This window comes from Rhodococcus aetherivorans, assembly GCF_025722975.1.
Lineage (GTDB): Bacteria > Actinomycetota > Actinomycetes > Mycobacteriales > Mycobacteriaceae > Rhodococcus > Rhodococcus aetherivorans.
This window is the reverse complement of the sequence record NZ_CP106982.1, coordinates 2,523,100-2,549,818: the sequence shown is the minus strand read 5'-3', so window position 1 is coordinate 2,549,818 and position 26,719 is coordinate 2,523,100. Positions and strand designations below refer to the sequence as shown.

The following is a 26,719-nucleotide window of genomic DNA, read 5'->3' as shown; positions in this document are numbered from 1 at the left end:
TTCTATCGTGTCACTCCTCGACCGTGGTGAAGCTGATTTGAGATCTCGGCGGCGAGTTGTCGCGGATCGGCGTCGGGTCCGGCAACCCGCCACGGCGACATCCACTGTCGGCGTGCGAGGTCGTCGTACACCTGCCCGGTCCGGGCCTGCAGACCCGAGTCCCGTTCGTACGCGTCCCGATCGCGGGCCGTGTCGGCAGCGGCGCGACTGCGGGCCCGCTGCGCAGCCAGTTCCACGGGCACCCGCAGCAGCAGCTGCAGATCCGGTACGGGCAGCGCGAACCGATCGAACTCGAGCTCGCGGACCCATTCCACCGACGGCCCCGAGCCGTCCTCGTGGTGCCGCGCGGCGGTGTAGGCGGCGTTGGACGCGACATACCGGTCGAGCAGCACGATGTCGTTGTCCGCCAGGAGCTTCCGCAACTCGTCGGCGGCGTCGCGCCGATCGAGGGCCCACAGCAGGGCCATCGCCTCGATGCTCGAGGCCGCGTCACCGTGCCGGCCCCGCAGGGCCTCGGCACCGAGGTCGGCGTGCACCGACACGCCGTAGCGCGGAAACGCGAGCGTCGCGACGACGAATCCCGCAGCGCGCCAAGCCTCGACGAGGCCCGCGGACAGTGTCCGCTTGCCGGCCCCGTCGAGCCCCTCCACGACGATCAACGCGCCCATCGGCGGTGTCCTGCGATCCTCGCTACCGTGCTCAGTACCGGTAGTGCTCGGGCTTGTACGGGCCCTCCACGTCGACCCCGATGTACTCGGCCTGGTCCTTGGACAGCTTGGTGAGCTCGCCGCCGAGGGCCTCGACGTGGATGCGGGCGACCTTCTCGTCCAGGTGCTTGGGCAGGCGGTAGACCTCGTTGTCGTACTCGTCCGGCTTGGTCCACAGCTCGATCTGGGCGATCACCTGGTTGGCGAACGAGTTGCTCATCACGAACGACGGATGGCCCGTGGCGTTGCCGAGGTTGAGCAGCCGGCCCTCGGACAGCACGAGGATGGAATGCCCGTCGGCGAAACGGAACTCGTCGACCTGCGGCTTGATGTTGATGCGGGTGACGTCCGCCGCCCGCTCGAGGCCGGCCATGTCGATCTCGTTGTCGAAGTGGCCGATGTTGCCCAGGATCGCCTGGTGCTTCATGCGGCGCATGTGGTCGAAGGTGATGATGTCCTTGTTGCCGGTCGCGGTGATCACGATGTCGGCCTGCTCGATGAAGCCCTCGACCGTGACGACATCGAAGCCGTCCATCAGCGCCTGCAGCGCGTTGATCGGGTCGATCTCGGTGACGGACACGCGCGCACCCTGCCCGCGCAGCGCCTCCGCGCAGCCCTTGCCGACGTCCCCGTAGCCGCACACCAGGGCGGCCTTGCCGCCGATGAGCACGTCGGTACCGCGGTTGATGCCGTCGAGCAGCGAGTGCCGGGTGCCGTACTTGTTGTCGAACTTGCTCTTGGTAACCGAGTCGTTGACGTTGATCGCGGGGAACGCCAGGTCGCCGCCGGCCGAGAGCTGGTACAGCCGCAGCACACCGGTGGTGGTCTCCTCGGTGACGCCGCGCACCGACTCGGCGATCGCCGTCCACTTCTTCGCGTCCTGCGCGAGGGACTCGCGCAGCAGCGCCAGGAACACCCGGTACTCGGCGGAGTCGTGCTCCTCGTCCACCGGCGGCACCACACCCGCCTTCTCGAACTGCGCGCCCTTGAGCACCAGCATGGTGGCGTCACCGCCGTCGTCGAGGATCATGTTGGCCGGCCGCGGTGTCCCGTCGGCGGCGGCGGGCCAGGTGAGCATCTGCTCGGCAGCCCACCAGTACTCCTCGAGGGTCTCGCCCTTCCACGCGAACACCGGCACACCGCGCGGGGCCTCCACGGTGCCGTGCGGGCCGACGACGACCGCAGCGGCGGCATGGTCCTGGGTCGAGAAGATGTTGCACGAGGCCCAGCGCACCTCGGCGCCGAGCGCGACGAGCGTCTCGATCAGCACGGCCGTCTGGACGGTCATGTGCAGCGAGCCGGAGATCCGCGCGCCCTTCAGCGGCAGCACCTCCGCGTACTCGCGGCGCAGCGCCATCAGGCCGGGCATCTCGTGCTCGGCCAGCCGGATCTCCTTGCGGCCGAATTCGGCGAGGGACAGATCAGCGACCTTGAAGTCGATCCCATTCAGCTGGTCGGCCACGAGCTTGGTGTCGGACACGTGAGAATGCCTCTCCTGTTGTCAGTCGGTTCTGCCAACAGGCTATACAACTCGCTGCTCAGTCGTGCCGGGCGGAGCGATCGATGAACGGCCCGAGCAGCTCCGCCAGGTCCGCGGCGACGTCCCGGTCGGACTCGGGCGGCATGGAGATGTAGCTCATCGCGATGCGCACGATCGCGCGGCCGAGGATGCCCGCATCCGACGCGGACGCCTGGACCCAGCTGCGCTGGAAGGTTTCCGACAGCCGGGCGGAGGCCCGCTCGATGAGCGGCGCCGAATCGGTGGTGATCAACCGCAACAGGTCGGGCTTGGCCTCGCCGCGCAGCAGCGACTGGATCAGCGGGTCGGCGCTGCTCTCGACGAAGAACGACGTGAACCCCTCGACGAGGGCGTCGCGCGCCTGCCCCACATGGCTGTAGATCGCGTCGTCGACGGCGTCGACGAACTGATCGACCAGGCGCAGGGCATACGCCTGGGCCAGGCCCTGCCGCGAGGCGAACTCGTTGTAGAGCGTCTGCCGGCTCACACCGGCGCCCCGGGCGACGTCCGTCATGGTGACGGCGGACCAGTCGCGGGCGGTGAGCAGGTCCCGCATGGCATCGAGCACCGAGTTGCGCAGCAGCATCCGGCTGGCCTCGTGGAACGGTACGCGTTGCCGGTCCTCGGGTTCCCCGGCTCGCGGGGGCTCCCCGGCGGGGGACGATTCGTGCACGATCGACATGCCGCGACGTTTTCACGCGGGGCGGGTCCCGTCAACACGAATGGAGCTAGCGGCGCGGCGCCGCCGGTTCCGCCAGTACCGAGTGCCGGCGACTGTAGGTGAAGTAGACGACCACGCCGATCACCATCCACACCACGAACCGCAACCACGTCTCCACCGACAGGTTGGCCATCAGCCACACGCACGCGAGTACCGCGAGAATCGGCACGAGCGGCACCGCGGGCACCCGGAATCCGCGCTCGAGATCCGGACGGGTCCGGCGCAGCACGATCACCCCGATCGAGACCAGGACGAACGCGAAGAGCGTCCCGATGTTGACCATCTCCTCGAGGGTGCCGAGCGGAATGAGGCCGGCGAGGACGGCAACCACGACCGTCACCAGCACGGTCGTCCGCACCGGGGTACCGTGCCGGCCGGTGTGCGACAACCGTCGCGGGACGAGGCCGTCGCGTGCCATCGCGAACAGCACCCGGGTCTGACCCAGCATCAGGACCATCACGACGGTGGTCAGGCCGGCGAGGGCACCGACCGAGATGAGGTTCTTGGCCCAGTCCATCCCGTTCAGCGCGAACGCCGTCGCGAGCGTCGACTCGTCTCCGGCCAGTTCCTTGTAGTTCACCATCCCGGTGAGGACGAGGCTCACCGCCACGTACAGCACGGTGACGATCGCGAGGGAGCCCAGGATCCCGATGGGCACGGCCCGCTGGGGATGCCGCGTCTCCTCCGCGGTGGTGGCGACCACGTCGAACCCGATGAATGCGAAGAACACCAGGCTCGCCGCGGCGAGCAGGCCGTACCACCCGAACGTGCTGCCCCCGGCCCCGGTGAGGAACGAGAACAGCGACTGCCGCAGGCCCTCACCGGTCGAGGCAGATTCCGACGGCGGGACGTACGGGGTGTAGTTGTCGGTGTCGATGTAGAAGACGCCGAGCGCGACAACGAACAGGACGACGGCGATCTTGATCGAGGTGATCACCAGCGACACGCGCGAGGAGAGCTTCGTGCCCGTGGCTACGAGTACGCCGATCACCACGACGATCAGGATCGCACCCCAGTCCACCTTCACGGGCCCGAGAGAAGCCACCGGCGACAGGCCGCCGAGCACCTCGCCGAGATACAGCGACCAGCCCTTGCCGACCACGGCGGCGGCGAGAGCGAACTCGAGGATGAGGTCCCAGCCGATGATCCATGCGACGAACTCGCCGAACGTCGCGAAGGAGAAGGTGTAGGCGCTCCCGGCGACGGGCACGGTCGACGCGAACTCGGCGTAGCACAGCGCCGCGAGCGCGCAGGCCACAGCCGCGAGCACGAACGCGAGGGACACGGACGGGCCGGCGACGTTCCCGGCCGTCCGGGCCGTGAGGGTGAAGATGCCGGCGCCGATGACGACGGCCACGCCGAACACGATCAGGTCCCACGCTGTGAGGTCCTTGCGCAGACGGGAATCCGGTTCGTCGGTGTCGAGGATGGATCGCTCCACCGACTTGGTCCGGAACAGTCCGCTGCGGGATACGCCGCCGGTCTCGGTCATCGGGCACTCCCCTTTCTCCGGAGCGGAAGTACCCGGAGTGGCGCCCTCCCAAGCCTAAGCCACGGGGGGTACGGAACAGGTCGGGCTCGAGGTGGATCAGCCGAACGGCGGGGACGGCGGCCCCGACCCGGCCCTCGGGTCGTCGATCGCGGACAACGAGCCGAGGGAGAACAGCACCCCCTCATCGATCGGAAACGAGCGTGTTTCCGCTAGTCCACGGGAACGCCGGTGTCCGCCAACCGCGCGCGGAACAGTTGCGCCGGCTCTCCGGCCGCCCGCACCGTGACGGCCGGGTCGGAGGCCGACAGCCACACCGCCTGGCCGGCCGACAGCTGCAGGCTCCGCCCACCGCATTCCACCCCGGCCACCCCGGCGGTGCACAACAGGATCTGCGGGCCGCACGGCGGCAGGGTGACGGCGTCCGGTGCGGCACCGGAGCCGGCGGCGACGTCGACGCGTGACAGCGCGAACTCCGGGGCCGGAGTCCGGTAGCGCACCTCGCCCGGCCCGGACGGCTCCGGTTCGAGGATCGGCACGTCCACGGGACGGAAATCGAGCACCCGCAGCAACTCCGGCACGTCGACGTGTTTCGGCGTGAGGCCGCCGCGCAGCACGTTGTCCGAATTGGCCATGATCTCCACGGCCATGCCGTGCAGGTACGCGTGCAGGTTCCCGGCGGCGAGGAACAGGCCCTGTCCCGGCTCGAGGGTGATCCGGTTGAGCAGTACCGCAGCGAGCACCCCCGCGTCGCCCGGGTAGAACTCGGCCAGCTGCAGCACGGTCCGCACCTCCTCGGCGAACGAGGCCGTGCCGTTGCCGTTGTGCGTCGCCAGGTACGTCACGCAGCCGTCGAGCACCCGCGGCAGCAACGCCGACAGCACCGACTGCGGCAGGGTGATCCAGATGGTGAACAGCGCCCGCAGGCCGTCCGAGTCGGGCTGCCCGGCGAGCAACCCGATGTACGGGTCGAGCTCGGGAACCTCGAGGGCGCCGAGCAGCTCGACGGTGCGGTGCGGATCCCGGAAACCGGCGAGCGCCTCGAAGCGGGTGAGCGCGACGACGAGTTCGGGCTTGTGGCTCGCATCGCGGTAGTTCCGCACCGGCGACTCGAGGGGCAGGCCCGCGGCCTCCTCCCGGGCGAAGCCCTCGGCGGCCTGTTCGGCGCTCGGATGGGCCTGCAACGACAGTGGCTCCTCGGCGGCGAGCAACTTGAGCAGGAACGGCAGCCGGGGTCCGAACCGGCTCAGTGTCGCCGGCCCCAGATGCCCGCCCGGATCGGCCTCGAGCACGTCGAGCAGCGATGCGCTCCCGCCCGGGCTGTCGCCGTTGGCGCTCACCACGCGCGCCGGGTCCGCGGGATGCGCACCGAGCCACAGTTCCGCCTCCGGATGTGCGGACGGCACGGTACGGCCGCACAGCGCCGCGATCGCGGTGCGCGAACCCCAGGCATACGAACGCAGCGCACCTTCGAGTCGGAGCACTAGCAACCACCGACCAACCGCAGATAGGCCGCGGCCATCTCGAATCGCACGGCCAGCACCGCCACCTGCTCCGGCACCGGCGGCACCGCCTTCGCCTCGAACTCCCCCACCACCGATACCAACTCCATGTCCGGCAGCGCTGCCGCGCGCCGCTCCGCCTGCCGCCGATCCTCCTCCACGCTCAGCACGAACACCCGCGCCGGGGGTGCGGGCACCGGCCCGTCGAGCTGTTCGTCGTGGAAGAACGGATCGTAGGGTTCCCCGCTCGCCGACGGCCTCGCGATGAGCCGGTCCCGGGCGGCGAGGACGTCCGACAACGCCGACGCCGACGCGATCACCCCGGCCACCTGCAACAGGGACTCCCCGGCGTGCCGGGCCAGCGCGGCCGTCACCGCGGAGTCGCCGGCCAGCGCCACCCGACGCGACTGGATGCGGGCCGCGAGCGCCTTCGCCGGGTTGTGGAACACCTCGCTGCCCGGCTGGTCGCGACCGGCCTCCGCGTCCGCCGAATCGGCGAGGTCGGCCAGCGGGGGAACCGCGCCCGCCGTGCGGGTGGCCTCCATCGCGACCACCACCGCGAGGAACACGGCGAGGTGCCGCAGGAGTGAGTACGCCACCGGCACCCGGATCCGCGGGGGCAGCAGCGTCGCACGGCCGGCGGTCGCCGCCCGGATCGGCCCCTCGTCCGGGGCGTCGACGACCACCTCGGCCCCGCGCCGCAGGGCCGCGGCGACCGACTCGGCGAGCTGCGGGTCGCCCGCGTCGTCGCCCGCGACGACGACGACGTCGAGCGGGCCGACCCACGGCGGCGTGACGGGGGCCGTGACCAGCGGCACAGCCGAGCGGGCCGCAAGCATCGCGACGACCAGCTCGCCCGCGCGCGCGGCGCGCGCGTCGCCGCACACGAGCACCACGCTGCGGGGGTGCAGGCCGTGCAGGCGGTCGAGGATCTGCTCGTCGACGGCCGCGGCGGTGGCCCGGATCTGGGCCCCACCGAGCGCGGCGAACCGCAGGATCCCGTCGACGTCCGCGTCGATCAGGGCGTCCGTGTCGTCCAAGTCGAGGAACGAAGAGGGAGCCGTCATGGCTGCGCCACCATCCTTCCGACTCGAACCGTCCCGGCGCCGGGCCCCGGGAACTCGATTATCCCCGCCACGGATACTTCCGTCACGCGCGCACGATTGCCAGGATTTCCCTCACCAGCGCGTCGACCTGTTCGGCGGTGCGGGCCTCGACGTTGAGCCGCAGCAGCGGCTCGGTGTTGGAGGCGCGCAGGTTGAACCAGGCGCCGTCGGCGAGGTCGACGGTGACGCCGTCGAGCCGGTCGACCGATTCGGCACGATCGCCGAATGCCTCGAGCACGGCGGCGGTGCGCTCCGCGGCGTCGGCGACGGTGGAGTTGATCTCCCCGGACGCCGCGTACCGGTCGTAGCCGGCCATCAGCTCGGACAGCGGCCGGTCCTGCCCGGCGAGCGCGGCGAGCACGTGCAGCGCGGCGAGCATGCCCGAGTCCGCGCCCCAGAAGTCGCGGAAGTAGTAGTGCGCGGAGTGCTCCCCCCCGAACACGGCCCCGGTCTCGGCCATCTGCTGCTTGATGAACGAGTGCCCGACGCGGGTGCGGACGGGCTTGCCGCCGAGTTCGGCGACCAGTTCCGGCACGGCGCGCGAGGTGATGAGGTTGTGGATGATCGTCGACCCGGGTTCCTTGGCGAGTTCCCGCGCGGCCACCAGCGCGGTGACCGCCGACGGAGTGACCGGCTCGCCGCGCTCGTCGACGACGAAGCAGCGGTCGGCGTCGCCGTCGAAGGCGAGTCCGAGGTCGGCACCGGATTCGCGCACGAGCTTCTGCAGGTCCACCAGGTTGGCGGGATCGAGCGGGTTGGCCTCGTGGTTGGGGAAGGTGCCGTCGAGTTCGAAGTACAGCGGCACGAGGTCGATCGGGAGCGCGCCGAACACCGCCGGCACCGTGTGCCCGCCCATGCCGTTGCCGGCGTCGACGGCGACCTTCAGCGGGCGCATCGCCGACAGTTCCACCCGCGAGCGGACGAACGCGGCGTAGTCGGCGAGCACGTCCCGTTCGGAGACGGTGCCGGGGGCGCCGTCGAAGTCCGGGACGCCGGCGACGAGTTCGGCGGCGATGGTGGCGAGGCCGGTCTCCTGCCCGACCGGCTTCGCCCCGGCCCGGCACAGCTTGATGCCGTTGTAGCGCGCCGGGTTGTGGCTCGCGGTGAACATGGCGCCGGGGGCCTCGAGGATGCCGGAGGCGAAGTACAGCTGGTCGGTGGAGGCGAGTCCGATGTGCACGACGTCGAGTCCCTGGGCGGTGACGCCGGCGGCGAAGGCCTGCGACAGCTGCGGGGACGATTCGCGCATGTCGTGGCCGATCACGATGCGGGTGGCGCCGCCGTCGCGCATCAGGCGAGCGAAGGAGGCTCCGACATCACGGACGAACCCCGCATCGAGCTGTTCTCCCACCACGCCACGCACGTCGTATGCCTTGACCACGGCGGACACGGACTCGGCAGATCTCGCCACTGTTGCTGCTCCTGATCGTCGACTGGCACCGCCGCCTCCGCGGCGGGCACGGTCAGCCTAGTGGGCGACGATCAGGACGTGGGATCGGGCAACACGCGCAGGTGGCCACGGCGGCCGGTGCGGGCCGTGGGCGGCGCGGCCAGCGCCGTGGGGACACCGGAATCGGTGTCGTCGGAGTCGGTTCGGGCACGCTCGCCGAGACCGGCCTCACGCACCGCTTCGGCCAGGGCGGTCAGGTCGTCCTCGTCCGGAGTGCCGGTGGTGAAGGCACCCTCGTACCGGACCAGCTCCCACCCCTTCGGCGCGGTGATCCGCGAGCCGTGCGATTCGCACAGATCCCACGAGTGCGGCTCGGCGACCGTCGCCAGCGGACCGACGACCGCGGTGGAGTCCGAGTACACGTAGGTCAGCGTCGCAACAGCAGGGTTCTTGCACCCAGGCCGGCAGCATCGACGCAGTGATCTCACAGTCGGAGAGTAGCGCGCCGTCCGCCCGGGGACTATCCGGACACACCGGAGAACCCGGTACGGATTTTCGTGTCGTACTGTCCAGAGCATGCACCGATCGCGCCGTTCCCGCCCCGTGACGTCCCGCTCGGTCGCGCGACGCGGCCGCGGCGTGCGCGGGCCGTTGTTCCCGCACGAGTTGCCGGCGTGGCGCTCACGGGCGGAGAAGTTCGACCTGCTCGTGCTGGGGGCGTTCGCCCCGATCGACGCGCAGTGGCACGACCGGCTGACCAAGCTCGATATCGCCGTCGACGAGGTGCCCAAGATCCGCGCCCTCGACCCCGACTCGGTGAACTGGCCGTCGGAGGTGGTCGCGGACGGTCCGGTGCCGCTGTCGCGACTCGTGCCCGCGGGGATCGACCGCCGCGGCGCCGCGACGCGGGCCCGGATCGTGCTCTTCCGCCGCCCGCTCGAACTGCGGGCGAAGGATCCCGAGGATCTCACCGATCTGGTCCACGACGTGCTCGTGCACCAGGTCGCCACCTACCTCGGCGTGGAACCCGAGGTCATCGACCCCGAGCTCGGCGGCTTCGACGAGGACTGACGTCCTCAGACGATGCCGCGCTTGAGGCGCCGGCGCTCCCGCTCCGACAGACCGCCCCAGATGCCGAAGCGCTCGTCGTTGGCCAGCGCGTATTCGAGACACTCGTCCCGGACCTCGCAGCCCAAGCAGATCCGCTTCGCCTCCCGGGTCGATCCGCCCTTCTCGGGGAAGAACGCCTCGGGGTCCGTCTGCGCGCACAGCGCGCGTTCCTGCCACTGTTCGTCGCCACCGTCGGACGGGTCGCCGAAACCATCGATCAGGCTGAGCACGGGTCGCGCGGGCGCGTCCCCCCCGATGCCGTCGATGTCGTCCCGAACGTCCTCGCCTGCAGTGTCGATGCCTGCAGTGTCGATCCGAGAGCTCTCGAACCATTCGCGCTCGTCGGCCATCGTTCGCCTCCTCACCTGCAGCGCTGCAACTCTCGTCGAAACCGGCCCACTCCGCGCCATCCCCGGTCGAACATGCGTTCGAATGCAGTTCACCACAACCGATCTCGGCCCCGGTTCACTGGAAATGACACTTATGTGATTAGACACGTGGGGCGTGTCGCGGTCAAGCCGAGCGGCGCCGCTGCCTTACCATCCGGGGTTCTCCACCGTGCCGGTGCGCACCCGCCGCCCGGGCGCGCAGGCACCCCGGCAGCCCACCCGGCGCACCGCCTAGGCTTGCCCTGTGAACGTGACTGTATTGGTCGGCGGCGTCGGAGGTGCGCGTTTTCTCACCGGCGTGCGCCGGCTCCTCGGCATCGAACCCGGCCGCGACCTCGACCCCGACGCCGCACACCGGGTCACCGCGATCGTCAACATCGGCGACGACGTCTGGATGCACGGGCTGCGGATCTGCCCCGACCTGGACACGTGCATGTACACCCTCGGCGGCGGGATCGACACCGAACGCGGATGGGGCCGGGCCGACGAGACCTGGCACGCGAAGGAGGAGCTGGCGGCCTACGGCGCCACACCCGACTGGTTCGGTCTCGGCGACCGCGACATCGCGACCCACCTGCTGCGCACCCAGTTGCTGAGCGCCGGATACCCGCTCTCGGCCGTGACCGAGGCCCTGTGCGACCGGTGGAAGCCCGGCGTCACCCTGCTCCCGGTCTCCGACGACCGCAGCGAGACCCACGTGGTCATCACCGATCCGGCCGACGGCGAGCAGCGCGCCGTGCACTTCGAGGAATGGTGGGTCCGGCACCGCGCGCAGGTCCCCACGCACAGCTTCGCGCACATCGGCGCCGAGAAGGCCGCCCCCGCTCCCGGAGTGCTCGCGGCGATCGAATCGGCGGACGTGGTGATCCTCGCCCCGTCGAACCCGGTGGTGAGCATCGGCGCGCTCCTCGCGATCCCCGGCCTGCGCGGCGCGCTGCGCACCACGTCCGCGAAGATCGTCGGCCTCTCGCCGGTGATCGACGGAAAGCCGTTGCGCGGCATGGCCGATGCCTGCCTCGACGTGATCGGCGTCGAGTCGACCGCCCAGGGCGTCGGGCGGCACTACGGCGCCCGCAGCGGCGCGGGCCTGCTCGACGGGTGGCTGATCCACTCCACCGACACCGCCGATGTGCCCGGCGTCGAGGTGCGCAGCGTGCCGCTGCTCATGACCGATCCGGACGCGACAGCCGAGATGGCTCGCGCCGCATTAGAACTGGCAGGAGTGACCCCGTGACCATGCCCACCGACACGGCCACCGGGACCGCCGCCGGAGTGCGCGACCACTCCCCCGGACGGCCGATCGAGATCCTCCCGGTGCCGGGCCTGCCCGAGTTCCGGCCCGGCGACGACCTCGCCGCCGCAGTGGCCACCGCCGCACCCTGGCTCGCCGACGGGGACGTCCTCGTCGTCACCAGCAAGGTCTTCTCCAAGGTCGAGGGCCGCATCGTCGACGCCCCCACCGATCCCGAGGCCCGCGACACGCTCCGGCGCCGCCTCGTCGACCAGGAGGCCGTACGCGTGCTCGCCCGCAAGGGCCGCACCCTCATCACCGAGAACCGGCTCGGGATCGTGCAGGCAGCCTCCGGGATCGACGGCTCCAACGTCGCCGCGTCCGAGCTCGCCCTGCTGCCCGAGGACCCGGACGCGAGCGCCGCGGCGCTGCGGGAGCGCCTGGGGACCCTGCTCGGCGTGACGGTCGCGGTGGTCGTCACCGACACGATGGGCCGGGCCTGGCGCGTCGGCCAGACCGACGCCGCGATCGGTGCGGCCGGGATCCCGGTCCTGCACGAATATGCCGGATCCCGGGACGCGCAGGGCAACGAGCTGTTCGTCACCTCCGTCGCCGTCGCCGACGAGATCGCCGCCGCGGGCGACCTCGTCAAGGGCAAGCTGGGCGGGGTACCGGTCGCGGTGGTCCGCGGTCTCGACCTGCCCGACAACGGTTCCACCGCACAGGAACTGATCCGCGGCGGGGAGGACGACCTGTTCTGGCTCGGCACCGCCGAGGCACTCGAGCAGGGCCGCCGTGAGGCGCTGCTGTTGCGCCGGTCGGTGCGCGAATTCTCCTCGGAACCGGTCGATCCCGAGGATCTGCGGGACGCGGTCGCCGAGGCGCTCACCGCTCCGGCGCCGCACCACACCCACCCGGTGCGGTTCGTCTGGGTCCGCACCGAGCAGGTCCGCCGGCGGCTGCTCGACCGCATGCGCGAACGCTGGGCCGCCGACCTCGCCGGCGACGGGCTCGACCCGGCGGCGATCGACCGCCGGGTCGGCCGCGGCGCCATCCTCTACGGCGCCCCCGAAATGATGATCCCGTTCTGGGTTCCCGACGGCGCACACAGCTACCCCGACGCCCGCCGCACCGCTGCCGAGGCCACGATGTTCACCGTCGCCGCCGGCGCTGCCGTGCAGGGGTTGCTGGTCTCGCTCGCCGTGCGCGGGCTCGGCAGCTGCTGGATCGGGTCGACGATCTTCGCCCCGGACGTCGTGCGGCGTGAACTCGGCCTGCCCGGGGACTGGTCGCCGCTCGGCGCGATCGCGGTCGGGCACCCCCTCGAGCCGGCGACGCCGCGCGTCGCCCCCGCGGCCGGCGACCTGCTGCTGGAGCTTTGAGGTGACCGCGTCCACGCTGCACGCCTCGGCCGTCGACCGGCTGCAGAACTGGCGGACCGACTCGGTGGATGCGGAGTCGCTGCGGCACACCATGCTCGCGTTCCTCGACGCCGCGCCCGAGGGGTGCCTCCGCAGGCACGTGCCCGGGCACGTCACGGCGTCGTCGCTCGTGCTCGACGCCGACCGCCGGCACGTGCTGCTCACCCTGCATCCCCGGGTGGGGCGGTGGATCCAGCTCGGCGGGCACTGCGAGGAATCCGACGAGACGGTCGTCGGGGCGGCGCTGCGGGAGGCGACCGAGGAGTCCGGCATCGAGAACCTGGTCATCGATCCGGAACTGCTCTCGGCGCACACCCATCCGATCACCTGCTCGCTGGGCCGCCCGACCCGGCACCTGGACCTGCGGTTCCTCGTCGTCGCGCCGCCCGGGGCCGTGCCCGTCCGCAGCGCGGAATCGACCGACCTGCGCTGGTGGCCGGTCGACGCGCTGCCGCCGGAGGCCGAGCACGACACCCTCGGGCACCTGCTCGGCCTCGCCGCCGCACGCACCGGGGCGGGCCCCGCCGTACGCACCGGGGCGGGCCCCGCCGTGCGCACCGGGGCGGGCCGTTAGACCGGCTGCAGCGTGGGGCGTTTCGGTTCGATGCCGTCGCCCGAGGAGGTGCCGCGCAGGCGCCGCCCGACCCAGGGAATCAGGAATTCGCGTGCCCACCGGCGGTCCTCGGCCCGCTTCGCCGCCGAGACCACCGGCGCGGCATCGAATTCGGCCGGGGTGAGCGTGTGCGACACACCGAGGAGATCGAGCACGCGGATCGCCATGTTCCGGTGCCCGGCCGGCGACATGTGGAGCCGGTCGAAATCCCACATCCGCAGGTCGCGGTACTCGTCGAACCGCCAGAAGTCGACGATCGCCGCACCGTGGCGGTCGGCGATCGCCCGGACCAGCTCGTTGTAGACGGCCCAGCGGCCGCGCAGCACCCCGAACACCGGCGCCCAGCTGCCGTCGTAGGCCGTCCACACGAGCACTCGCGCACCCGTGGCGGCAAGCTTGCCGATCGCGTCGTCGTACTCGGCCGCCAACGCGTCGAGGTCAAGCTTCGGGCGCATGAGGTTGTTGCCACCGGCGTAGATCGTCACCAGGTCGGGTCGCATCGCGATCGCCGCGTCGAGCTGCTCGTCGAGGATCGGGCGCAGCAGCCGTCCGCGCACGGCGAGGTTCGCATACCCGAACCCGGGGTTGTCGCGGGCGAGCTCCTCGGCGACGAGGTCCGCCCAGCCACGCAACCCGTTGGGCCGGGCCGGATCCGGGTCCCCGACGCCTTCGGTGAACGAATCACCCAGCGCCACATACCGTTCGAACTTCATTCGTGGACCCCCCCGTGCTCACACGTCGGTGCTGAAACGGATCCCCCCGTCGGGGATCTGCACACCGGGCCAGACCCGGGCGCCGCGCAGCAGCTCGCAGCGCGCCCCGATGTCGGCGCCGTCGCCGATCACCCCGTCGCGGATCAGGGCGCGGGGACCGACCCGGACCCCGAATCCGATGATGGACCGCTCGATCACCGCACCGGCCTCCACCCTCGCGCCGTCGAAGATCACCGCGCCGTCCAGGCGTGCGCCGGCGCCGATCTCGGCGCCGCGGCCGACGACGGTGCCGCCGATCAGCAGGGCACCGGGCGCGACGGAGGCACCGGGATGGACGAGGGATTCGCCGCGCTGCCCACCGAGCGCGGGCGACGGTGCGATGCCGCGCACCAGGTCTGCCGAGCCGCGCACGAAGTCCTCCGGCGTGCCCATGTCCCGCCAGTAGGCGGCGTCGACGTGCCCGTACACGCGCTTGCCCTCCGCCAGCAGGGACGGAAAGACCTCACGTTCCACGGAGACCGGACGACCCTCGGGGATCGACTCGATGATCTCGCGCTTGAAGACGTAACAGCCGGCGTTGATCTGGTCCGTCGGCGGATCCTGCGTCTTCTCCAGGAACGCGGTGACCCGGCCCTCCTCGTCGGTGGGCACGCACCCGAACGCGCGGGGGTCGCCCACGCGCACCAGGTGCAGCGTCACGTCGGCGTCGGTGCGCAGGTGCGTGTCGAGCACCGCACCGAGATCCGTGCCGCCGAGGACGTCACCGTTGAAGACCATGACGTTGTCGGCGCGCAGCCTGGGCAGCACGTTGCGGATGCCGCCGCCGGTGCCCAGCGGCTCCGCCTCGGTGACGTACTCGATCTCGAGACCCAGTTCCGAGCCGTCACCGAAGTAGTCCTCGAACACCTCCGCCTTGAAGGATGTTCCGAGCACCACGTGCTTGATGCCGGCCGCACGGATGCGCGTGAGCAGGTGCGTCAGGAACGGCACGCCGGCGGTGGGCAGCATCGGCTTCGGCGCGGACAGGGTCAGCGGCCGCAGCCGGGTCCCCTGCCCGCCCACCAGGATCACCGCATCGGTGTGCGGCGCAGCATCGTTCGTCATCGTGTCCCCTGTTCCGTGGTGTTGCCCGCCTCGGCCGCCCGCGCCCGTTCGCGTGCCGCCGCGGCCACCGACATCCTCGACCGGGCGGCGAGCCCGGCCCGCAGCGCCCACCGCAGCGGCGCCTGCCACGGATGCGGGTGCCGGTCCGCCTGGAACCGGTACGCGCTGTCGTGGTGGGCCGGCAGCATGAGTTCGGGATGCCGTCCTGCGGCGTGCCCCTTCGCGTGGGTGACCTCTGCCGAGGGCACGTACACGTTGAGCCAGCCCGCCCGGCCGAACCGGTCGCCGAGATCGACGTCCTCCATGTACATGAAGTAGCGCGAGTCGAAGCCGTCGACCGCGTCGAACGCCGCCCGCCGCACCAGCAGGCACGACCCGGACAGCCAACCCACGGGGCGTTCGGAAACGGTCTCGTTCTCCTGCCGGTACCGCTGCGTCCACGGGTTCTTCGGCCACACCGTGCCGAGCAGCGCGTGCCCGGCGCCGGAGACCAGCCCGGGCACCGAGCGCGCCGACGGATAGACGGTGCCGTCGGGTTCGTAGATCAGCGGGCCGAGGGACGCCGCGCGCGGCCAGCGACGCGCCGCCTCGAGCAGCCGGTCCAGCGACCCGGGTCCCCAGCGCACATCGGGATTGGCGACGACGACGAACTCCTCCGCCGGATCGACCTCCGCGACGGCCCGGTTGACGGCCCCGCCGTAGCCGATGTTGCCGCCGGTGTGCAGCAGCCGCACGTTCGGGTGCCGGGCCGCGGCGTCTTCGGGGGCGCCGTCGGTGGACCCGTTGTCCGCCAGGATCACACGGGTGGGCAGGTTCGTCGCGCCGGTCAGCGAGGTCAGGAAGTGCTCCAGATGCTCACCGGGCGAGTAGGTCACCGTCACCACGGTCAGCTTCGAACTCACGCCGTCACCTTAGCCGCCGGGCGCGGTCCCGCCGAATCACGCCCTGGCCCGCAGGGCGCCGATCGCGGCGTGCAGCGCAGGCCGCCACGGCCGGAGCGGCGTCAGCCCGGCCGCCGCCCACGCGCTGCCGTCGAGGACGGAGTACGCCGGGCGGGGCGCGGGCCGCACGAACTCGTCGCTGCCGCAGGGCTGCACGCGGCCCGGGTCGGCGCCCGCCTCGGCGAACACCGCACGGGCGAGGTCGAACCAGCTGGCCTGCCCGGAGTTCGTCGCGTGCAGGACCCCGCCGGGCACCGCACCGGCGCGGGTGGCGAGTTCGAGGAGGCCGTCGGCGAGATCGGCGGCGTAGGTGGGGCAGCCGACCTGATCGTCGACGACGCGCACGGTGTCGCGTTCGCGTTCGAGCCGCAGCATCGTCGCGACGAAGTCGTTGCCCTCGCCGGTGTAGAGCCACGCGGTGCGCACCACGTGGGCGGTCGGCAACCGGTCGAGCACCGCGCGCTCCCCCGCGAGCTTGGTCCGGCCGTAGACGGTCCGAGGCCCGGTCGGATCGCCGACCCGGTACGGGCGGTCCCCGTCGCCGGCGAACACGTAGTCGGTGGACACGTGGATCAGGTGCGCTCCGGCGGCGGCGCACGCGGCGGCCAGATGGGCCGGTCCCCACTCGTTGACCGCGGCGGCGTCCTCCACATGGGTCTCGGCCGCGTCGACGGCGGTGTAGGCGGCGCAGTTGAGCACGACGGCGCCCGGTTCGACGAGCGCGGCGACGGCATCCGGATCGGTGATGTCCGCCTCCTCCGCGCCGACGCCCCGGATCGGGAGGCCGGCCGCGGCGCCGCGGGTGAGCAGGTGACGGCCCAGCTGTCCGCGGGCTCCGGTGACGAGAACGGTCTGCACGGGCACGAGTCTGGCACGCCGGGGCGGCTGTCACCCGGTAGCCGTCGCGGCTGTCACCCGGTAGCCGTCGCGGCTGTCACCCGGTAGCCGTCGCGGCTGTCACCCGGTACGAGCCGGGCACGCCGCGGCGGGTGCCACAAGGGCCGCGGTCTCGGCAGTAGCCTGGGTGCGACCGCCGACGCCCGACGAGAGGACCGCCAGGTGCCGCCAGAGCCGCCCACACGCCGAGTGCCGGCGCGCGACGCGGGGGGAGGATCGGGGGTCTTCCGCGGCCGCCCGCTGCGGATCGCCGTCAGCGTCGCCGCGGCGCTCACCCTGGTCGTCACCGGCGTCGCATGGCGCGGCATCGATTCGCTGCGCTCGTCGCTCGCCACGGTGGGCGGGCTCACCCTGGGCGACGGCCGGGACGGCGCCCTCGACATCCTCCTGGTGGGCACCGACAGCCGCACCGACGCGCACGGCAATCCGCTGTCCCAGCGCGAACTCGACGCGCTGCGGGCCGGCGAGGAAGTGGCCAACAACACCGACACGATCATCCTGGTCCGGGTGCCGCTCGACGGCACCTCGGCCACCGCCATCTCCATCCCACGCGACACCTACGTCGAGGTGCCCGACATCGGGATGTCGAAGATCAACGCCGCGTTCGGCGCCACCAAGGAGACCGAGCGGCTGCGGCTCGTCGAGGCCGGCGAGTCCGATGCGGCCGCCGAGAAGGCGGCCACGCAGGCGGGCCGGGAGGCACTGGTCGAGTCGGTCGCCGACCTGACCGGCGTCACCGTCGACCACTACGCCGAGGTCGGCCTGCTCGGGTTCGTGCTGCTCACCGATGCCGTCGGCGGCGTCGACGTGTGCCTGAACAACCCCGTCGACGAGCCGCTGTCCGGGGCGAACTTCCCCGCCGGCGAGCAGACCCTCGACGGCGCGGACGCCCTGAGCTTCGTCCGGCAGCGCCACGACCTGCCGCGCGGCGACCTGGACCGAATCGTGCGCCAGCAGGTGTTCATGGCCTCACTCGTACAGAAGGTGCTCAGCGCGAAGACGCTGAGCAACCCGTCCAAGCTGAACCAGCTCAGCGCGGCCGTGCAGAGGTCGGTGGTCCTGGACTCCGACTGGGACATCCTCGACCTGGCGACCCGGATGCAGGACCTCGCCGGCGGCGCCGTGCAGTTCTCCACGATCCCCGTCCAGGACCTCAACGCGATGACCGACTACGGCGAATCGGTGGTGCAGGTGGATCCGGAGGAGGTGCGCCGCTTCGTCGCCGACCTCGTCGATCCCGGCTCCGGCGACGACGGGTCGCAGCCGACGACGAGCGCGGCACCGGAGGTCGATGCCGGCACGATCACGGTGGACGTCGCCAACGCCGGTGGTGTCGGCGGCCTGGCCTCCCGCGTCGCGGCCGTGCTCGTCGGCGACGGCTTCGTCGAGGGCGGCGTCGGCAACCACACCGGCCGCGCGGTGGACGAGTCGACGGTCTTCGCCGCCGACCCCGAGTCCGACCAGGCGCGTGCCGTCGCGGAGGCGCTCGGCGGCCTGGCCACCGCCGCCGACCCGTCGCTCGACGCCGACACGGTGCGGGTGGTGCTCACCGCGGACTACGCGGGGCCGGGCACGGATGCGAACGTCACCTCCGTGGCCTCCGGATCGGATCTCGTGAGCGCCGGGGCCACCCCGACGTCCGTCCCGGCCGCCCCGCCGATCGACGCCGGCTCCGCCGGCCCCCGCTGCGTGAACTGAGGAACGAGGAAGCTGTGACCACCCTGACCGACACCCTGCTCGATCCGATCCTGGCCGCCGACCCGGCCGGCCCCCGCATCACGTGGTACGACGACGCGTCCGGCGCCCGGATCGAGCTGTCCGCGGTCACCCTGGCGAACTGGGCCGCCAAGACGGCGAACATGGTGCGCGACGAGTTCGGTCTGCTGCCCGGCGGCCGGGTGGCCGTCCTGCTCCCGGCTCACTGGCAGAGTGCCGCGGTCCTGCTCGGCGCATGGTGGGCCGGCGCCGAGGTGGTGCTCGAACCCGACGACGCGGACCTCGCGCTGGTCAGCGCGGACCGTCTCGACGATGTCGCGGACGTCGCCGAGGTCGCCGTCCTCTCGCTCGACGCGTTCGGCCGGCCCGTGCCGGACCTGCCGGTGGGGGTCACCGACTACGCGACGCACGTGCGGGTGCACGGTGACCAGTTCCGCTCCGCCGGGGACGGCGGACCGGTGCTCGACGGACGGACGGCCGGCGAGGTGATCGCGGCGGCCCGGGACGCGGCCGCGGCCGCCGGCATCACCGGCGCGGACCGGGTGCTGTCGAGCCGCGACTGGGGCACCCCGCAGGCGCTGATCGACGGCCTGCTCGCCGTCCTCGCCGTCGGCGCGTCGCTGGTGCAGGTGAGCAACCCGGATCCCGCCGCCACCGACCGACGGGTCGAGAGCGAGAAGGTCACCGCCCGGCTGAACGGCTGACGCGCGGCAGGCTCAGGCGACGTAGCCGCCGTCGGCGAGGCCGGCCTCGATCTCGAACCGGTTGCGAGCACCCGGGTGGCGCAGCTCCTCCCACACGTAGCGGACGGCGAATCCCGCCCCGTACCGCGCCCACTGATCGGCGTGGACCGCCTCGTGCCGCAGGATCCGGCGCGACGGTGTCCGGCCGGTGAGGAACACCCCGCCGATCGTCGTGCCCGAGCGGGCGTAGCCGCTGCGCATCCCGGTGCACACGTAGAGTCCGAACTCGTCGTCGAAGCCGACGCGGCCGCCCCATCCCCGAGCCCACAGCAGGGCCAGGGCCGTCACCGCCCGGGCCTGCGCGTCGCCCCGCGACGCGCGCGACCGTTGCAGGTCGGCACGCGCGTCGCGGGGGCTCACGGGCCCGAGCCTATCCGGCCGACAGTGCCTCCACCGGCGACACCGCCGCCGCGCGCCGCGCCGGAAGCAGCGCCGCGACCACACCGGCCACGCCGCCGGCGACGACGATCCCCAGCAGCTGCAGCCACGGCACCGACGGCAGGACGAGCTTGTCCACGCCGAACACCGACGCGGTCCCGGCGACACCGAGGATCAGTCCGAGCGCGACGCCGAGGCCCGAGGCCACCCCTGCCACGAGCAGCGCCTCCTGCACGAGCAGCGACCGGATGCCGCCGCGGCCGAGCCCGACGGCCCGCAGCAGTCCCGTTTCCCGGCGCCGCTCGAGCACCGACAGGGCCATGGTGTTGCCGACGCCGATCAGGGCGATGAGCACGGCGACCGACAGGAGGCCGCCCACCACGAGCAGCATCGTGTCGAGCACCTGCTCGATGGTGCGGCGCATCGCGACGGCGCCGCCGACCTCGCTGCCCGGGGCGGCCTCGGCCGCGGCGCTCGTGACGGCGCGCTGCGCGGCGGCGATCGCCGCGTCGTCGTCGATGTCGGCCAGCCGCAGCCACACCGCCTCGGTGCGCGTCGCCCCGGTCAGCGCGGGCAGGTCGGCGTCATCGACGAGGGCCGGGGCGCCCTCGGTGCCGTCGACCACGGTGAGGGTCCGACGCCCCCGCTCTCCGGCGACGTCGAGCCGGGAACCCGCGGACACGCCGCGTCCGGCACGCTCGTCGGGCGACAGGGCGATCTCCCCCGGTCCCGGCAGCGTGATGTCGGTGCGCAGGGTGCGGCCGACGTCGACCCGATCCACGCCGAGCACGCGCAGGTCCACTCCGCCGACGGCGAGGGTGACCGCCTGCAGGTCCGCGGTCTCCGCGACCCCGTCGATCGTGTGCAGGCGTTCGCCGAGGCCCGCCGGAAGGCCCTCGTCGCCGGCGGCCGTGACGGTCACGTCGACGGGGAACTGGCCGTCGATGGCCGCGGGCGCGCTCGCCTTCACCGTGGCCACGCCCACGACGATCGTCGCGGTGAGGGTGACGCCGAGGATCAGCGCGGTTGCCGTGGCGGCGGTGCGGCGCGGATTGCGGCCCGCGTTGCCGGCGGCGAGCTCGCCCACGGGCCCGCCGATCCGCGCCAGGGCACGCCCCGCACCCTGCACGACCGCCGGGACGATGCGCCGGGTCGCGGCGAGGAATCCGACGAATGCGAGCAGCCCGCCCGCACACGCGACGAGGACGTTGACTCCCAGGACGCCCGCGGTCAGCAGCAGGGCCCCGGCGACGAGGCCGACCGTCGCGACGATGCGGCGCAACCAGGACGACCGTGCCGGCTCCGGCGTGCTCTCCATCGGATGGAGCGCGGCCAGCGGCGCGACGCGGGTGGCGGCCCGTCCGGGGCCGGTGGCGGCCAGGACCGTCACGACGATGCCGACGAGTAGGCCGACGACGACGGTGAGGGGCCCGACCGCGAGCGACCCGATGGGCAGCGGTGCGTCCCACGCCCGGGCCGCCGCGACCACCGCCGCGGCGAGCCCGATTCCGGCGAGGACGCCCGCAACCGAGGCCACGGCGCCGACGAGCAGCGCCTCGAGCAGGACACTGCGCCGTACCTGTGCGGCGGTGACCCCGACGCAGCGCATGAGGGCCAGTTCCCGGGTGCGGGCGGCGAGCACGACCGCGAAGGTGTTGGCGATCACGAGCGCGGACACCACGACGGCGATCGCCCCGAACGCGAGCAGCACGTTGCGCAGCAGGTCGGCGTCGCCGAAGTAGCGCGCGGCCACTGCGGCGGACCGTTCGGCGCCGGTCCGGACGGTCCATCCGGGCAGCGCCTCGGACACCCGGTCGACGAGGTCGGCGGCGGTGACGGTGCCGTCCCCCGCCAGGCGCAGTTCCCACCCCGGTGCGCCGCCGGCCCATCGGTCGACCTGCGCTCCGGTCCCGAACACCGCCGCGTCCGCGGCCTGCGGGGTTCCGGCCAGATCGACCTGCCCGACCACCGTCACGGTCGCGGGCTCGCCGCCCTCGGCATCCGTCACGGTCAGGACCGTGCCGAGCGGCACACCGGTGGTCGAACCGACCGCGATCTCGGAATCGGCGGCGGGCCATCGGCCGTCGGCCAGCCGCTGCCAGCGCAGGGCCTCGTCGCCCCCGACGGAGGTGACGTCGGCGTACGAGGGCACACCCTCGGGACCGGTGTAGCGCACCGGCGCGGTCAGGTCCACCGCGACGGCGCTCACGCCGGGCACCGCGGCCACCCGGGCCGCGAGCTCCTGCGGCCGCTCGACGGGCGCCGGCGGCGACTCGGGCGCGGTGACGACGGCGTCGGTGCCGCGGTACTGGGCCGCGAGCGAATCGGTCACCCCGGCGCGCACCGTGTCTCCGAGGACGAGAGTGGTCACGACGTAGGCGACCGCGACGAGGACGGCGAGGACCGAGGAGAGGTACCGGCCGGCGTGTGCCCGGGCCTGGGCGAGCGCCAGCCGTCGCATCAGCGCACCTCCTGGAGCGCGGCGGTGCCGAGGCGGCGCATCGTGTCGAGGACGGTGTCGGGCGTGGGCGCGGCGATCTCGCCGGCGGGCCGGCCGTCCGCGAGCAGCACGACGCGGTCGGCGTAGGACGCGGCCACCGGGTCGTGGGTGACCATGACGACGGTCTGACCGGTCTCGCGCACGCTCGCCCGCAGCAGGCCGAGCACCTCCGCCCCGGAGCGGGAGTCGAGGTTCCCGGTCGGTTCGTCGGCGAAGACCACATCGGGTTGGGGCAGCAGGGCCCGCGCGACGGCGACCCGCTGCTGCTGGCCGCCGGACAGTTCGTGCGGCAGGTGCCGCAGCCGCCCGTCGAGGCCGAGGCGGGTGACGACGTGGTCGCGCCATTCGTCGCTCGATCGCCGCCCGGCCAGCCGCATCGGCAGCAGCATGTTCTCCTCGGCCGTGAGCACGGGCAGCAGGTTGAACGCCTGGAAGACGAATCCGATGCGGTCGCGCCGTAGTTCGGTCAGCCGCCGGTCCCCTGCCCCGCTGATCTCGTCGTCCCCCAGGAAGATCCGCCCCGAGGTCGCGGTGTCCAACCCGGCGAGACAGTGCATGAGGGTGGACTTCCCGGATCCCGACGGCCCCATGATCGCCGTGAAGGCTCCCTTCTCGAAGGCCACGCTCACCCCGTCGAGCGCACGCACCTCGGCGTCGCCCCGGCCGTACACCTTCACCAGCTCTTCCGCACGCACGGCGGCGGTTCCCACATCGTTGTCGTCCATGCCGTCGACGCTAGGAACCGCGCCGCACCGGCACATCGGAGCGCGGGCGGATCTTCCGTCCGCCGCGGGTCCTACCGTGGTATGACCGGCCGCGACCACGACGGGCGGACGGCCGGAGCCGCGCAGCCGTGCGCCCGCAGGTTCACGGTCCGTCCGCCGCGCCGAGCAGATCCTCCGGCCGGACCAGTCCCGCACGGAACGCGAACAGCACCGCCTGCACGCGGTCCCGCGACGCTGTCTTCGAAAGCACCCTCCCCACATGCGTTTTCACGGTGGCTTCCGACAGCACGAAGCGTTCGGCGAGTTCGGCGTTGGTGAGGCCGTGCGCCATCGCGACGAGCACCTCGAGCTCACGCGGGGTCAACTCCGGCGGAACCCGCACGGCCGGACGACGATCGGGCGCGCCGTCGCCCCCGAGCAGCGGACCGACGTGCCGCAGCAGACGGCGGGTGGCGCGGGGCGCGATCACCGCGTCGCCGCGGTGCACCGTGCGGACCGCGGCGAGCAGATCCTCCGGCGGCGCGTCCTTGAGCAGGAACCCGCTCGCGCCCGCGCCGAGCGCGGAGACGACGTACTCCTCGGTGTCGAAGGTGGTGAGCATCACCACCTTCGGCGCGTGCGGGCGGGTGAGCAGCCGGCGGGTGGTCTCGATCCCGTCCAGGCCGGGCATCTGCACGTCCATCAGCACCACGTCCGTCTCGGCCCGTGCGAGCGCGTCGAGGGCGGCGTGCCCGTCCGCCGCCTCGGCGACCACCGTCAGGTCCGGTTGCGAGTCGAGCACCATCCGGAAGCCGGCCCGCACGAGGTGCTGATCGTCGACGAGACCGACCCGGACGGGTCTCGGCTCCGGGCCCGAGTCCGGCACGGTCTCTCTCCTCTCAGTGGTACGGAAGCAGCGCATGGACACGGTAGCCGCCGCCCGGCGCCGGACCGGCGGACACGGCGCCGCCGTGCAGCCGGGCGCGTTCCGCCATGCCGATAAGTCCCTGCCCGCCCGGGCGGGGCTCGACGAGGGCCGCCGCGCCGCGACCGTTGTCGACGATCTCCACCTCCACGCGTTCGGGCAGCCATGCGAGGCGGACACGGGCGTGGGCGCGGGGGCCGGCGTGCCGCAGCACGTTGGTCAGCGCCTCCTGCACGATGCGGTACACGGTCAGGCCCGTGCCCGCGGGCAGGTCGCGCCGCGGACCGGTGACCGTGAACTCGACGTCGAGCCCGCCGCCCCGCAGATCGGCGATCAGCTCGTCGAGGTCGTCCGGCCCGGGTGCGACGCGGAACTCGCGGGGTCCGTCCTCGCGCAGCACCGCCAGCAGCGAGCGCATGTCGCTCAACGCGCGCCGGCCGGTGTCGGCGATGGCCGTCAGCGCGGACACGGCCTCCTCGGGGTGCTGCGGGGCGGCGTACCGGCCACCGTCGGCCTGGGCGATCACGACGGTCAGCGAATGCGCGACGATGTCGTGCATCTCCCGGGCTATGCGGGTGCGCTCGCCGAGCGCGGCGAGCTCGGTCTCCTTCTCCCGTTCGAGTTCGAGAAGGCGGTTGCGCTCGCTGAGGTTCGCCATCTCCTCCAGGCGCAGATTCCGGATACGCCCGAACGCCCATGCCCCGGCGAGGAATACGACCACGAACACCGCGGACACGGCCATGCCGAGGGCGGAGCGGTCTTCGATGTTCCCGAGGTAGCGGATGCCCGCGAGGGCACCGCCGGCGACCGCCGCGGCGAGGCCGAGGGTGCTCGCCCACCGCGGGCCGTAGGCGGCGAGGGCGTAGACCGCCGCCGGGACGGCCACCGGGGCGACGGGGCTGACCGTCGGCACGGTCGCCAGGTGCACGAACGCGGCGGCGGCGACCACGGCCGTGGCCGGCACCACCCGGGTGCGCCGCCACGCCAGCGGCACGCTCAGGACGAGCACGAGGACCGCGTCCCACCAGCCGGGCTCGGAGGTGGCGACGACGAGCAACCCGAAGGCGGTCAGCAGAGCGGCCAGGACCGCGTCGATGGTGCCGGTGTGGGTGCCGCTCCACCGGTACCACCGCTCGAGGCGAGTGGGGGCGGGCACGGCGCGGCCGTCAGCCCAGCAGCTTCCGCCGCAACGCGTCGTCCTTCTCGAGCACCATCTGCTCGAGGCCCGCCTGGAACTGCTCCATCCGGCCCCGCAGCGCGGGGTCGGCCGCGCCGAGGATACGGGCGGCGAGCAGGCCGGCGTTGCGGGCGCCGCCGATGGAGACGGTCGCGACAGGCACCCCGGCAGGCATCTGCACGATCGACAGCAGCGAGTCCATGCCGTCGAGGTACTTCAGGGGGACGGGCACGCCGATCACCGGGAGCGGGGTCGCGGAGGCGACCATGCCCGGAAGGTGGGCGGCACCACCGGCGCCGGCGATGATCACCTTGATGCCGCGTCCGGCGGCGTCGCGGGCGTAGTCGAGCATGCGCTGCGGGGTGCGGTGGGCCGAGACGACCCCCACCTCGAAGCGGATGCCGAACTCGACGAGCGCCTCGGCGGCGGCCTCCATCGTCGGCCAGTCCGAGTCGCTGCCCATGATCAGGCCGACCTGTGCTCCGTCAGTCACCGTGAGAATCCCATCCGTCGGTCCACACTCCGTGCGAGAGCCAGTGCGCCGCGCGTTCCGCGCGTTCGCGCACCGCCGCCACGTACTGCGGGTCGTCGATCGACCCGGACGCGTCCCCGAGCACGTTGACGTGCCCGATCTTGCGGTCCTTGCGCTCGCCCTTGCCGTAGAGGTGCACACGCACGTCGGGCATCCGGGCGAACAGGTGGTGCAGCCGCTCGTCCATGCTCATCGCGGGCGCCTCGGGGGCGCCGAGGACGTTCGCCATCACCGTCACCGGGGCGATCGGTGACGTGTCGCCGAGCGGGTAGTCCAGCACCGCGCGCAGGTGCTGCTCGAACTGCCCGGTGCGGGCGCCGTCCATGCCCCAGTGCCCGGAGTTGTGCGGCCGCATCGCGAGCTCGTTGACGATCAGCTCGCCGGTCTCGGTCTCGAACAGTTCGACCGCCATGACTCCGACCACACCGAGCTCGGCGGCGATGCGCAGGGCCAGCTGCTCGGCGCCGGCCTCGATGTCGGCCCGCAGGTTCGGGGCGGGCGCGATGACGACGGCGCACTGCCCGTTCAACTGCACGGTCTCGACCACGGGCCAGCTCGCGCCCTGCCCGAACGGCGAGCGCGCGACCATCGCGGACAGCTCCCGCCGCCACGAGACCTTCTCCTCGGCGATGAGCGGCACCCCGGCCGCGAGCTGCTCGGCGACGATCCGCTGCGCCTCGTCCACGTCGTCGGTGATCCACACACCGCGACCGTCGTAGCCGCCGCGCGCCGACTTGATCACGACGGGCCACCCGTGCTCGTCGCCGAACGCGGTGAGGTCGTCGACCGAGGTGAGCTCGGTGAACGGCGGCACCGGGGCACCGAGCTCCGCGAGGCGCCGGCGCATCGCGAGCTTGTCCTGCGCGTAGATCAGGGCCTGCGGCGGCGGCTGCACGCTGACGCCCTCGCGCTGGAGCACCTCGAGATGCTCGGTGGGCACGTGCTCGTGGTCGAAGGTCAAGGCGTGGACGCCGGTCGCGGCACTGCGCAACGCGTCGAGATCGGTGTGGCTGCCGAGCACCACGTCGGGGCTGACCCGCGCGGCCGGATCGTCCGGGCTCGCGGCCAGCACCCGCAGGGTCTGGCCGAGCGCGATCGCGGCCTGGTGGGTCATCCGGGCGAGCTGGCCGCCGCCGACCATCGCGACGACCGGCATACCGGTGGGCAGCGTGCGGGGAGGGTGCGAAGGGG

26 protein-coding genes are annotated in these 26,719 nt (G+C 72.6%); 6 read left to right on the top strand and 20 right to left on the bottom strand.

Annotated elements, in window-relative coordinates; translation table 11 throughout:
- Nucleotides 1-2: 2 nt before the first annotated feature.
- From OCS65_RS11560 to OCS65_RS11525, 8 genes are all read right to left on the bottom strand, one after another.
- On the bottom strand, nucleotides 3-668 hold the full coding sequence (locus tag OCS65_RS11560; protein WP_029544615.1) for a dTMP kinase: 666 nt from the start codon (nucleotides 666-668) through the stop codon (nucleotides 3-5).
- 31 nt (nucleotides 669-699) lie between these two features.
- Nucleotides 700-2,187: an adenosylhomocysteinase gene (gene ahcY / locus OCS65_RS11555; protein ID WP_006942661.1), complete on the bottom strand. Its 1,488-nt coding sequence runs from the start codon at nucleotides 2,185-2,187 to the stop codon at nucleotides 700-702.
- Nucleotides 2,188-2,245: 58 nt separating this feature from the next.
- Nucleotides 2,246-2,908, bottom strand: coding sequence for a TetR/AcrR family transcriptional regulator (locus OCS65_RS11550; protein ID WP_029544617.1), 663 nt, complete (start codon nucleotides 2,906-2,908; stop codon nucleotides 2,246-2,248).
- Nucleotides 2,909-2,954: 46 nt separating this feature from the next.
- Entirely contained in the window at nucleotides 2,955-4,439 is a 1,485-nt protein-coding gene (locus OCS65_RS11545) for an amino acid permease (RefSeq protein WP_006942659.1), read from the bottom strand.
- A 209-nt stretch (nucleotides 4,440-4,648) separates the two neighbouring features.
- Nucleotides 4,649-5,920, bottom strand: a complete 1,272-nt coding sequence (manA, locus tag OCS65_RS11540; protein WP_231772682.1) for a mannose-6-phosphate isomerase, class I — start codon at nucleotides 5,918-5,920, stop codon at nucleotides 4,649-4,651.
- Entirely contained in the window at nucleotides 5,920-7,005 is a 1,086-nt protein-coding gene (locus OCS65_RS11535) for a hypothetical protein (protein ID WP_043802402.1), read from the bottom strand. The genes manA and OCS65_RS11535 overlap by 1 nt, the downstream gene beginning before the upstream one ends.
- Nucleotides 7,006-7,087: 82 nt before the next feature.
- A complete protein-coding gene (locus tag OCS65_RS11530) occupies nucleotides 7,088-8,455 on the bottom strand; it encodes a phosphomannomutase/phosphoglucomutase (RefSeq protein WP_065922401.1) in 1,368 nt (455 codons plus the stop codon).
- A gap of 71 nt (nucleotides 8,456-8,526) precedes the next feature.
- Entirely contained in the window at nucleotides 8,527-8,922 is a 396-nt protein-coding gene (locus tag OCS65_RS11525) for a DUF3499 domain-containing protein (RefSeq protein WP_170914101.1), read from the bottom strand.
- Between the two features lie 88 nt (nucleotides 8,923-9,010).
- Between OCS65_RS11525 and OCS65_RS11520 the strand changes: the two genes are divergently transcribed.
- Nucleotides 9,011-9,505 (top strand): metallopeptidase family protein, encoded by a 495-nt coding sequence (locus OCS65_RS11520; RefSeq protein ID WP_037201001.1) that lies wholly within the window; start codon nucleotides 9,011-9,013, stop codon nucleotides 9,503-9,505.
- A 5-nt stretch (nucleotides 9,506-9,510) separates the two neighbouring features.
- Here the strand turns inward: OCS65_RS11520 and OCS65_RS11515 are convergent, their stop codons facing one another.
- Nucleotides 9,511-9,774 (bottom strand): WhiB family transcriptional regulator, encoded by a 264-nt coding sequence (locus OCS65_RS11515; RefSeq protein WP_170914112.1) that lies wholly within the window; start codon nucleotides 9,772-9,774, stop codon nucleotides 9,511-9,513.
- A 403-nt stretch (nucleotides 9,775-10,177) separates the two neighbouring features.
- Here OCS65_RS11515 and cofD point away from each other — a divergent pair, with 403 nt between their 5' ends.
- The 3 genes from cofD to OCS65_RS11500 are packed head-to-tail and all read left to right on the top strand — an operon-like array spanning nucleotide 10,178 to nucleotide 13,159.
- Nucleotides 10,178-11,167 carry a 2-phospho-L-lactate transferase gene (gene cofD, locus OCS65_RS11510; RefSeq protein ID WP_029544620.1) on the top strand — a complete coding sequence of 330 codons (990 nt, stop codon included), beginning with the start codon at nucleotides 10,178-10,180 and terminating at the stop codon, nucleotides 11,165-11,167.
- Between the two features lie 2 nt (nucleotides 11,168-11,169).
- Nucleotides 11,170-12,546: a coenzyme F420-0:L-glutamate ligase gene (locus OCS65_RS11505; RefSeq protein WP_263510369.1), complete on the top strand. Its 1,377-nt coding sequence runs from the start codon at nucleotides 11,170-11,172 to the stop codon at nucleotides 12,544-12,546.
- 1 nt (nucleotide 12,547) lies between these two features.
- Nucleotides 12,548-13,159, top strand: a complete 612-nt coding sequence (locus tag OCS65_RS11500) for an NUDIX hydrolase (RefSeq protein WP_065922399.1) — start codon at nucleotides 12,548-12,550, stop codon at nucleotides 13,157-13,159.
- Here the strand turns inward: OCS65_RS11500 and OCS65_RS11495 are convergent.
- The 4 genes from OCS65_RS11495 to rfbD are packed head-to-tail and all read right to left on the bottom strand — an operon-like array spanning nucleotide 13,156 to nucleotide 16,814.
- Nucleotides 13,156-13,911 (bottom strand): SGNH/GDSL hydrolase family protein, encoded by a 756-nt coding sequence (locus OCS65_RS11495; protein WP_006942636.1) that lies wholly within the window; start codon nucleotides 13,909-13,911, stop codon nucleotides 13,156-13,158. The genes OCS65_RS11500 and OCS65_RS11495 overlap by 4 nt on opposite strands.
- A gap of 18 nt (nucleotides 13,912-13,929) precedes the next feature.
- Complete coding sequence (manB, locus tag OCS65_RS11490) at nucleotides 13,930-15,015, bottom strand: mannose-1-phosphate guanylyltransferase (RefSeq protein WP_006942634.1); 1,086 nt, start codon at nucleotides 15,013-15,015, stop codon at nucleotides 13,930-13,932.
- Nucleotides 15,012-15,917 carry a glycosyltransferase family 2 protein gene (locus tag OCS65_RS11485; RefSeq protein ID WP_029544622.1) on the bottom strand — a complete coding sequence of 302 codons (906 nt, stop codon included), beginning with the start codon at nucleotides 15,915-15,917 and terminating at the stop codon, nucleotides 15,012-15,014. Before OCS65_RS11485 ends, manB begins: the two co-directional genes overlap by 4 nt.
- Before the next feature lie 36 nt (nucleotides 15,918-15,953).
- Nucleotides 15,954-16,814 (bottom strand): dTDP-4-dehydrorhamnose reductase, encoded by an 861-nt coding sequence (gene rfbD / locus OCS65_RS11480; RefSeq protein ID WP_029544624.1) that lies wholly within the window; start codon nucleotides 16,812-16,814, stop codon nucleotides 15,954-15,956.
- Between the two features lie 201 nt (nucleotides 16,815-17,015).
- On the opposite strand from rfbD, the gene OCS65_RS11475 reads away from it, so the two are divergent.
- Entirely contained in the window at nucleotides 17,016-18,551 is a 1,536-nt protein-coding gene (locus tag OCS65_RS11475) for an LCP family protein (protein ID WP_081637050.1), read from the top strand.
- Between the two features lie 14 nt (nucleotides 18,552-18,565).
- Nucleotides 18,566-19,273, top strand: coding sequence for a TIGR03089 family protein (locus OCS65_RS11470; protein WP_043801451.1), 708 nt, complete (start codon nucleotides 18,566-18,568; stop codon nucleotides 19,271-19,273).
- A 12-nt stretch (nucleotides 19,274-19,285) separates the two neighbouring features.
- On the opposite strand, the gene OCS65_RS11465 is transcribed toward OCS65_RS11470, so the two are convergent.
- From OCS65_RS11465 to OCS65_RS11435, 7 genes are all read right to left on the bottom strand, one after another.
- Nucleotides 19,286-19,672, bottom strand: a complete 387-nt coding sequence (locus tag OCS65_RS11465; RefSeq protein WP_373566440.1) for a hypothetical protein — start codon at nucleotides 19,670-19,672, stop codon at nucleotides 19,286-19,288.
- Nucleotides 19,673-19,682: 10 nt separating this feature from the next.
- Entirely contained in the window at nucleotides 19,683-22,151 is a 2,469-nt protein-coding gene (locus OCS65_RS11460) for an ABC transporter permease (RefSeq protein WP_263510188.1), read from the bottom strand.
- Nucleotides 22,151-22,915 carry an ABC transporter ATP-binding protein gene (locus OCS65_RS11455; protein ID WP_029544634.1) on the bottom strand — a complete coding sequence of 255 codons (765 nt, stop codon included), beginning with the start codon at nucleotides 22,913-22,915 and terminating at the stop codon, nucleotides 22,151-22,153. Before OCS65_RS11455 ends, OCS65_RS11460 begins: the two co-directional genes overlap by 1 nt.
- A gap of 142 nt (nucleotides 22,916-23,057) precedes the next feature.
- On the bottom strand, nucleotides 23,058-23,780 hold the full coding sequence (locus tag OCS65_RS11450) for a response regulator (RefSeq protein ID WP_029544636.1): 723 nt from the start codon (nucleotides 23,778-23,780) through the stop codon (nucleotides 23,058-23,060).
- 13 nt (nucleotides 23,781-23,793) lie between these two features.
- On the bottom strand, nucleotides 23,794-24,975 hold the full coding sequence (locus tag OCS65_RS11445) for a sensor histidine kinase (RefSeq protein WP_065922395.1): 1,182 nt from the start codon (nucleotides 24,973-24,975) through the stop codon (nucleotides 23,794-23,796).
- A gap of 10 nt (nucleotides 24,976-24,985) precedes the next feature.
- Nucleotides 24,986-25,489, bottom strand: a complete 504-nt coding sequence (gene purE, locus OCS65_RS11440; RefSeq protein ID WP_006939559.1) for a 5-(carboxyamino)imidazole ribonucleotide mutase — start codon at nucleotides 25,487-25,489, stop codon at nucleotides 24,986-24,988.
- Nucleotides 25,482-26,684: a 5-(carboxyamino)imidazole ribonucleotide synthase gene (locus tag OCS65_RS11435; RefSeq protein WP_202917709.1), complete on the bottom strand. Its 1,203-nt coding sequence runs from the start codon at nucleotides 26,682-26,684 to the stop codon at nucleotides 25,482-25,484. The genes purE and OCS65_RS11435 overlap by 8 nt, the downstream gene beginning before the upstream one ends.
- Nucleotides 26,685-26,719 lie beyond the last annotated feature (35 nt).

Excerpts from the sequence above, each read along its gene's own strand:
- OCS65_RS11560 (WP_029544615.1), bottom strand. The coding sequence starts at position 668 with ATGGGCGCGTTGATCGTCGTGGAGGGGCTCGACGGGGCCGGCAAGCGG.
- OCS65_RS11550 (WP_029544617.1), bottom strand. The coding sequence starts at position 2,908 with ATGTCGATCGTGCACGAATCGTCCCCCGCCGGGGAGCCCCCGCGAGCC.
- OCS65_RS11545 (WP_006942659.1), bottom strand. The coding sequence starts at position 4,439 with ATGACCGAGACCGGCGGCGTATCCCGCAGCGGACTGTTCCGGACCAAG.
- OCS65_RS11535 (WP_043802402.1), bottom strand. The coding sequence starts at position 7,005 with ATGACGGCTCCCTCTTCGTTCCTCGACTTGGACGACACGGACGCCCTG.
- OCS65_RS11520 (WP_037201001.1), top strand. The coding sequence starts at position 9,011 with ATGCACCGATCGCGCCGTTCCCGCCCCGTGACGTCCCGCTCGGTCGCG.
- OCS65_RS11505 (WP_263510369.1), top strand. The coding sequence starts at position 11,170 with ATGCCCACCGACACGGCCACCGGGACCGCCGCCGGAGTGCGCGACCAC.
- OCS65_RS11495 (WP_006942636.1), bottom strand. The coding sequence starts at position 13,911 with ATGAAGTTCGAACGGTATGTGGCGCTGGGTGATTCGTTCACCGAAGGC.
- manB (WP_006942634.1), bottom strand. The coding sequence starts at position 15,015 with ATGACGAACGATGCTGCGCCGCACACCGATGCGGTGATCCTGGTGGGC.
- OCS65_RS11460 (WP_263510188.1), bottom strand. The coding sequence starts at position 22,151 with ATGCGACGGCTGGCGCTCGCCCAGGCCCGGGCACACGCCGGCCGGTAC.
- OCS65_RS11455 (WP_029544634.1), bottom strand. The coding sequence starts at position 22,915 with ATGGACGACAACGATGTGGGAACCGCCGCCGTGCGTGCGGAAGAGCTG.
- OCS65_RS11435 (WP_202917709.1), bottom strand. The coding sequence starts at position 26,684 with ATGCCGGTCGTCGCGATGGTCGGCGGCGGCCAGCTCGCCCGGATGACC.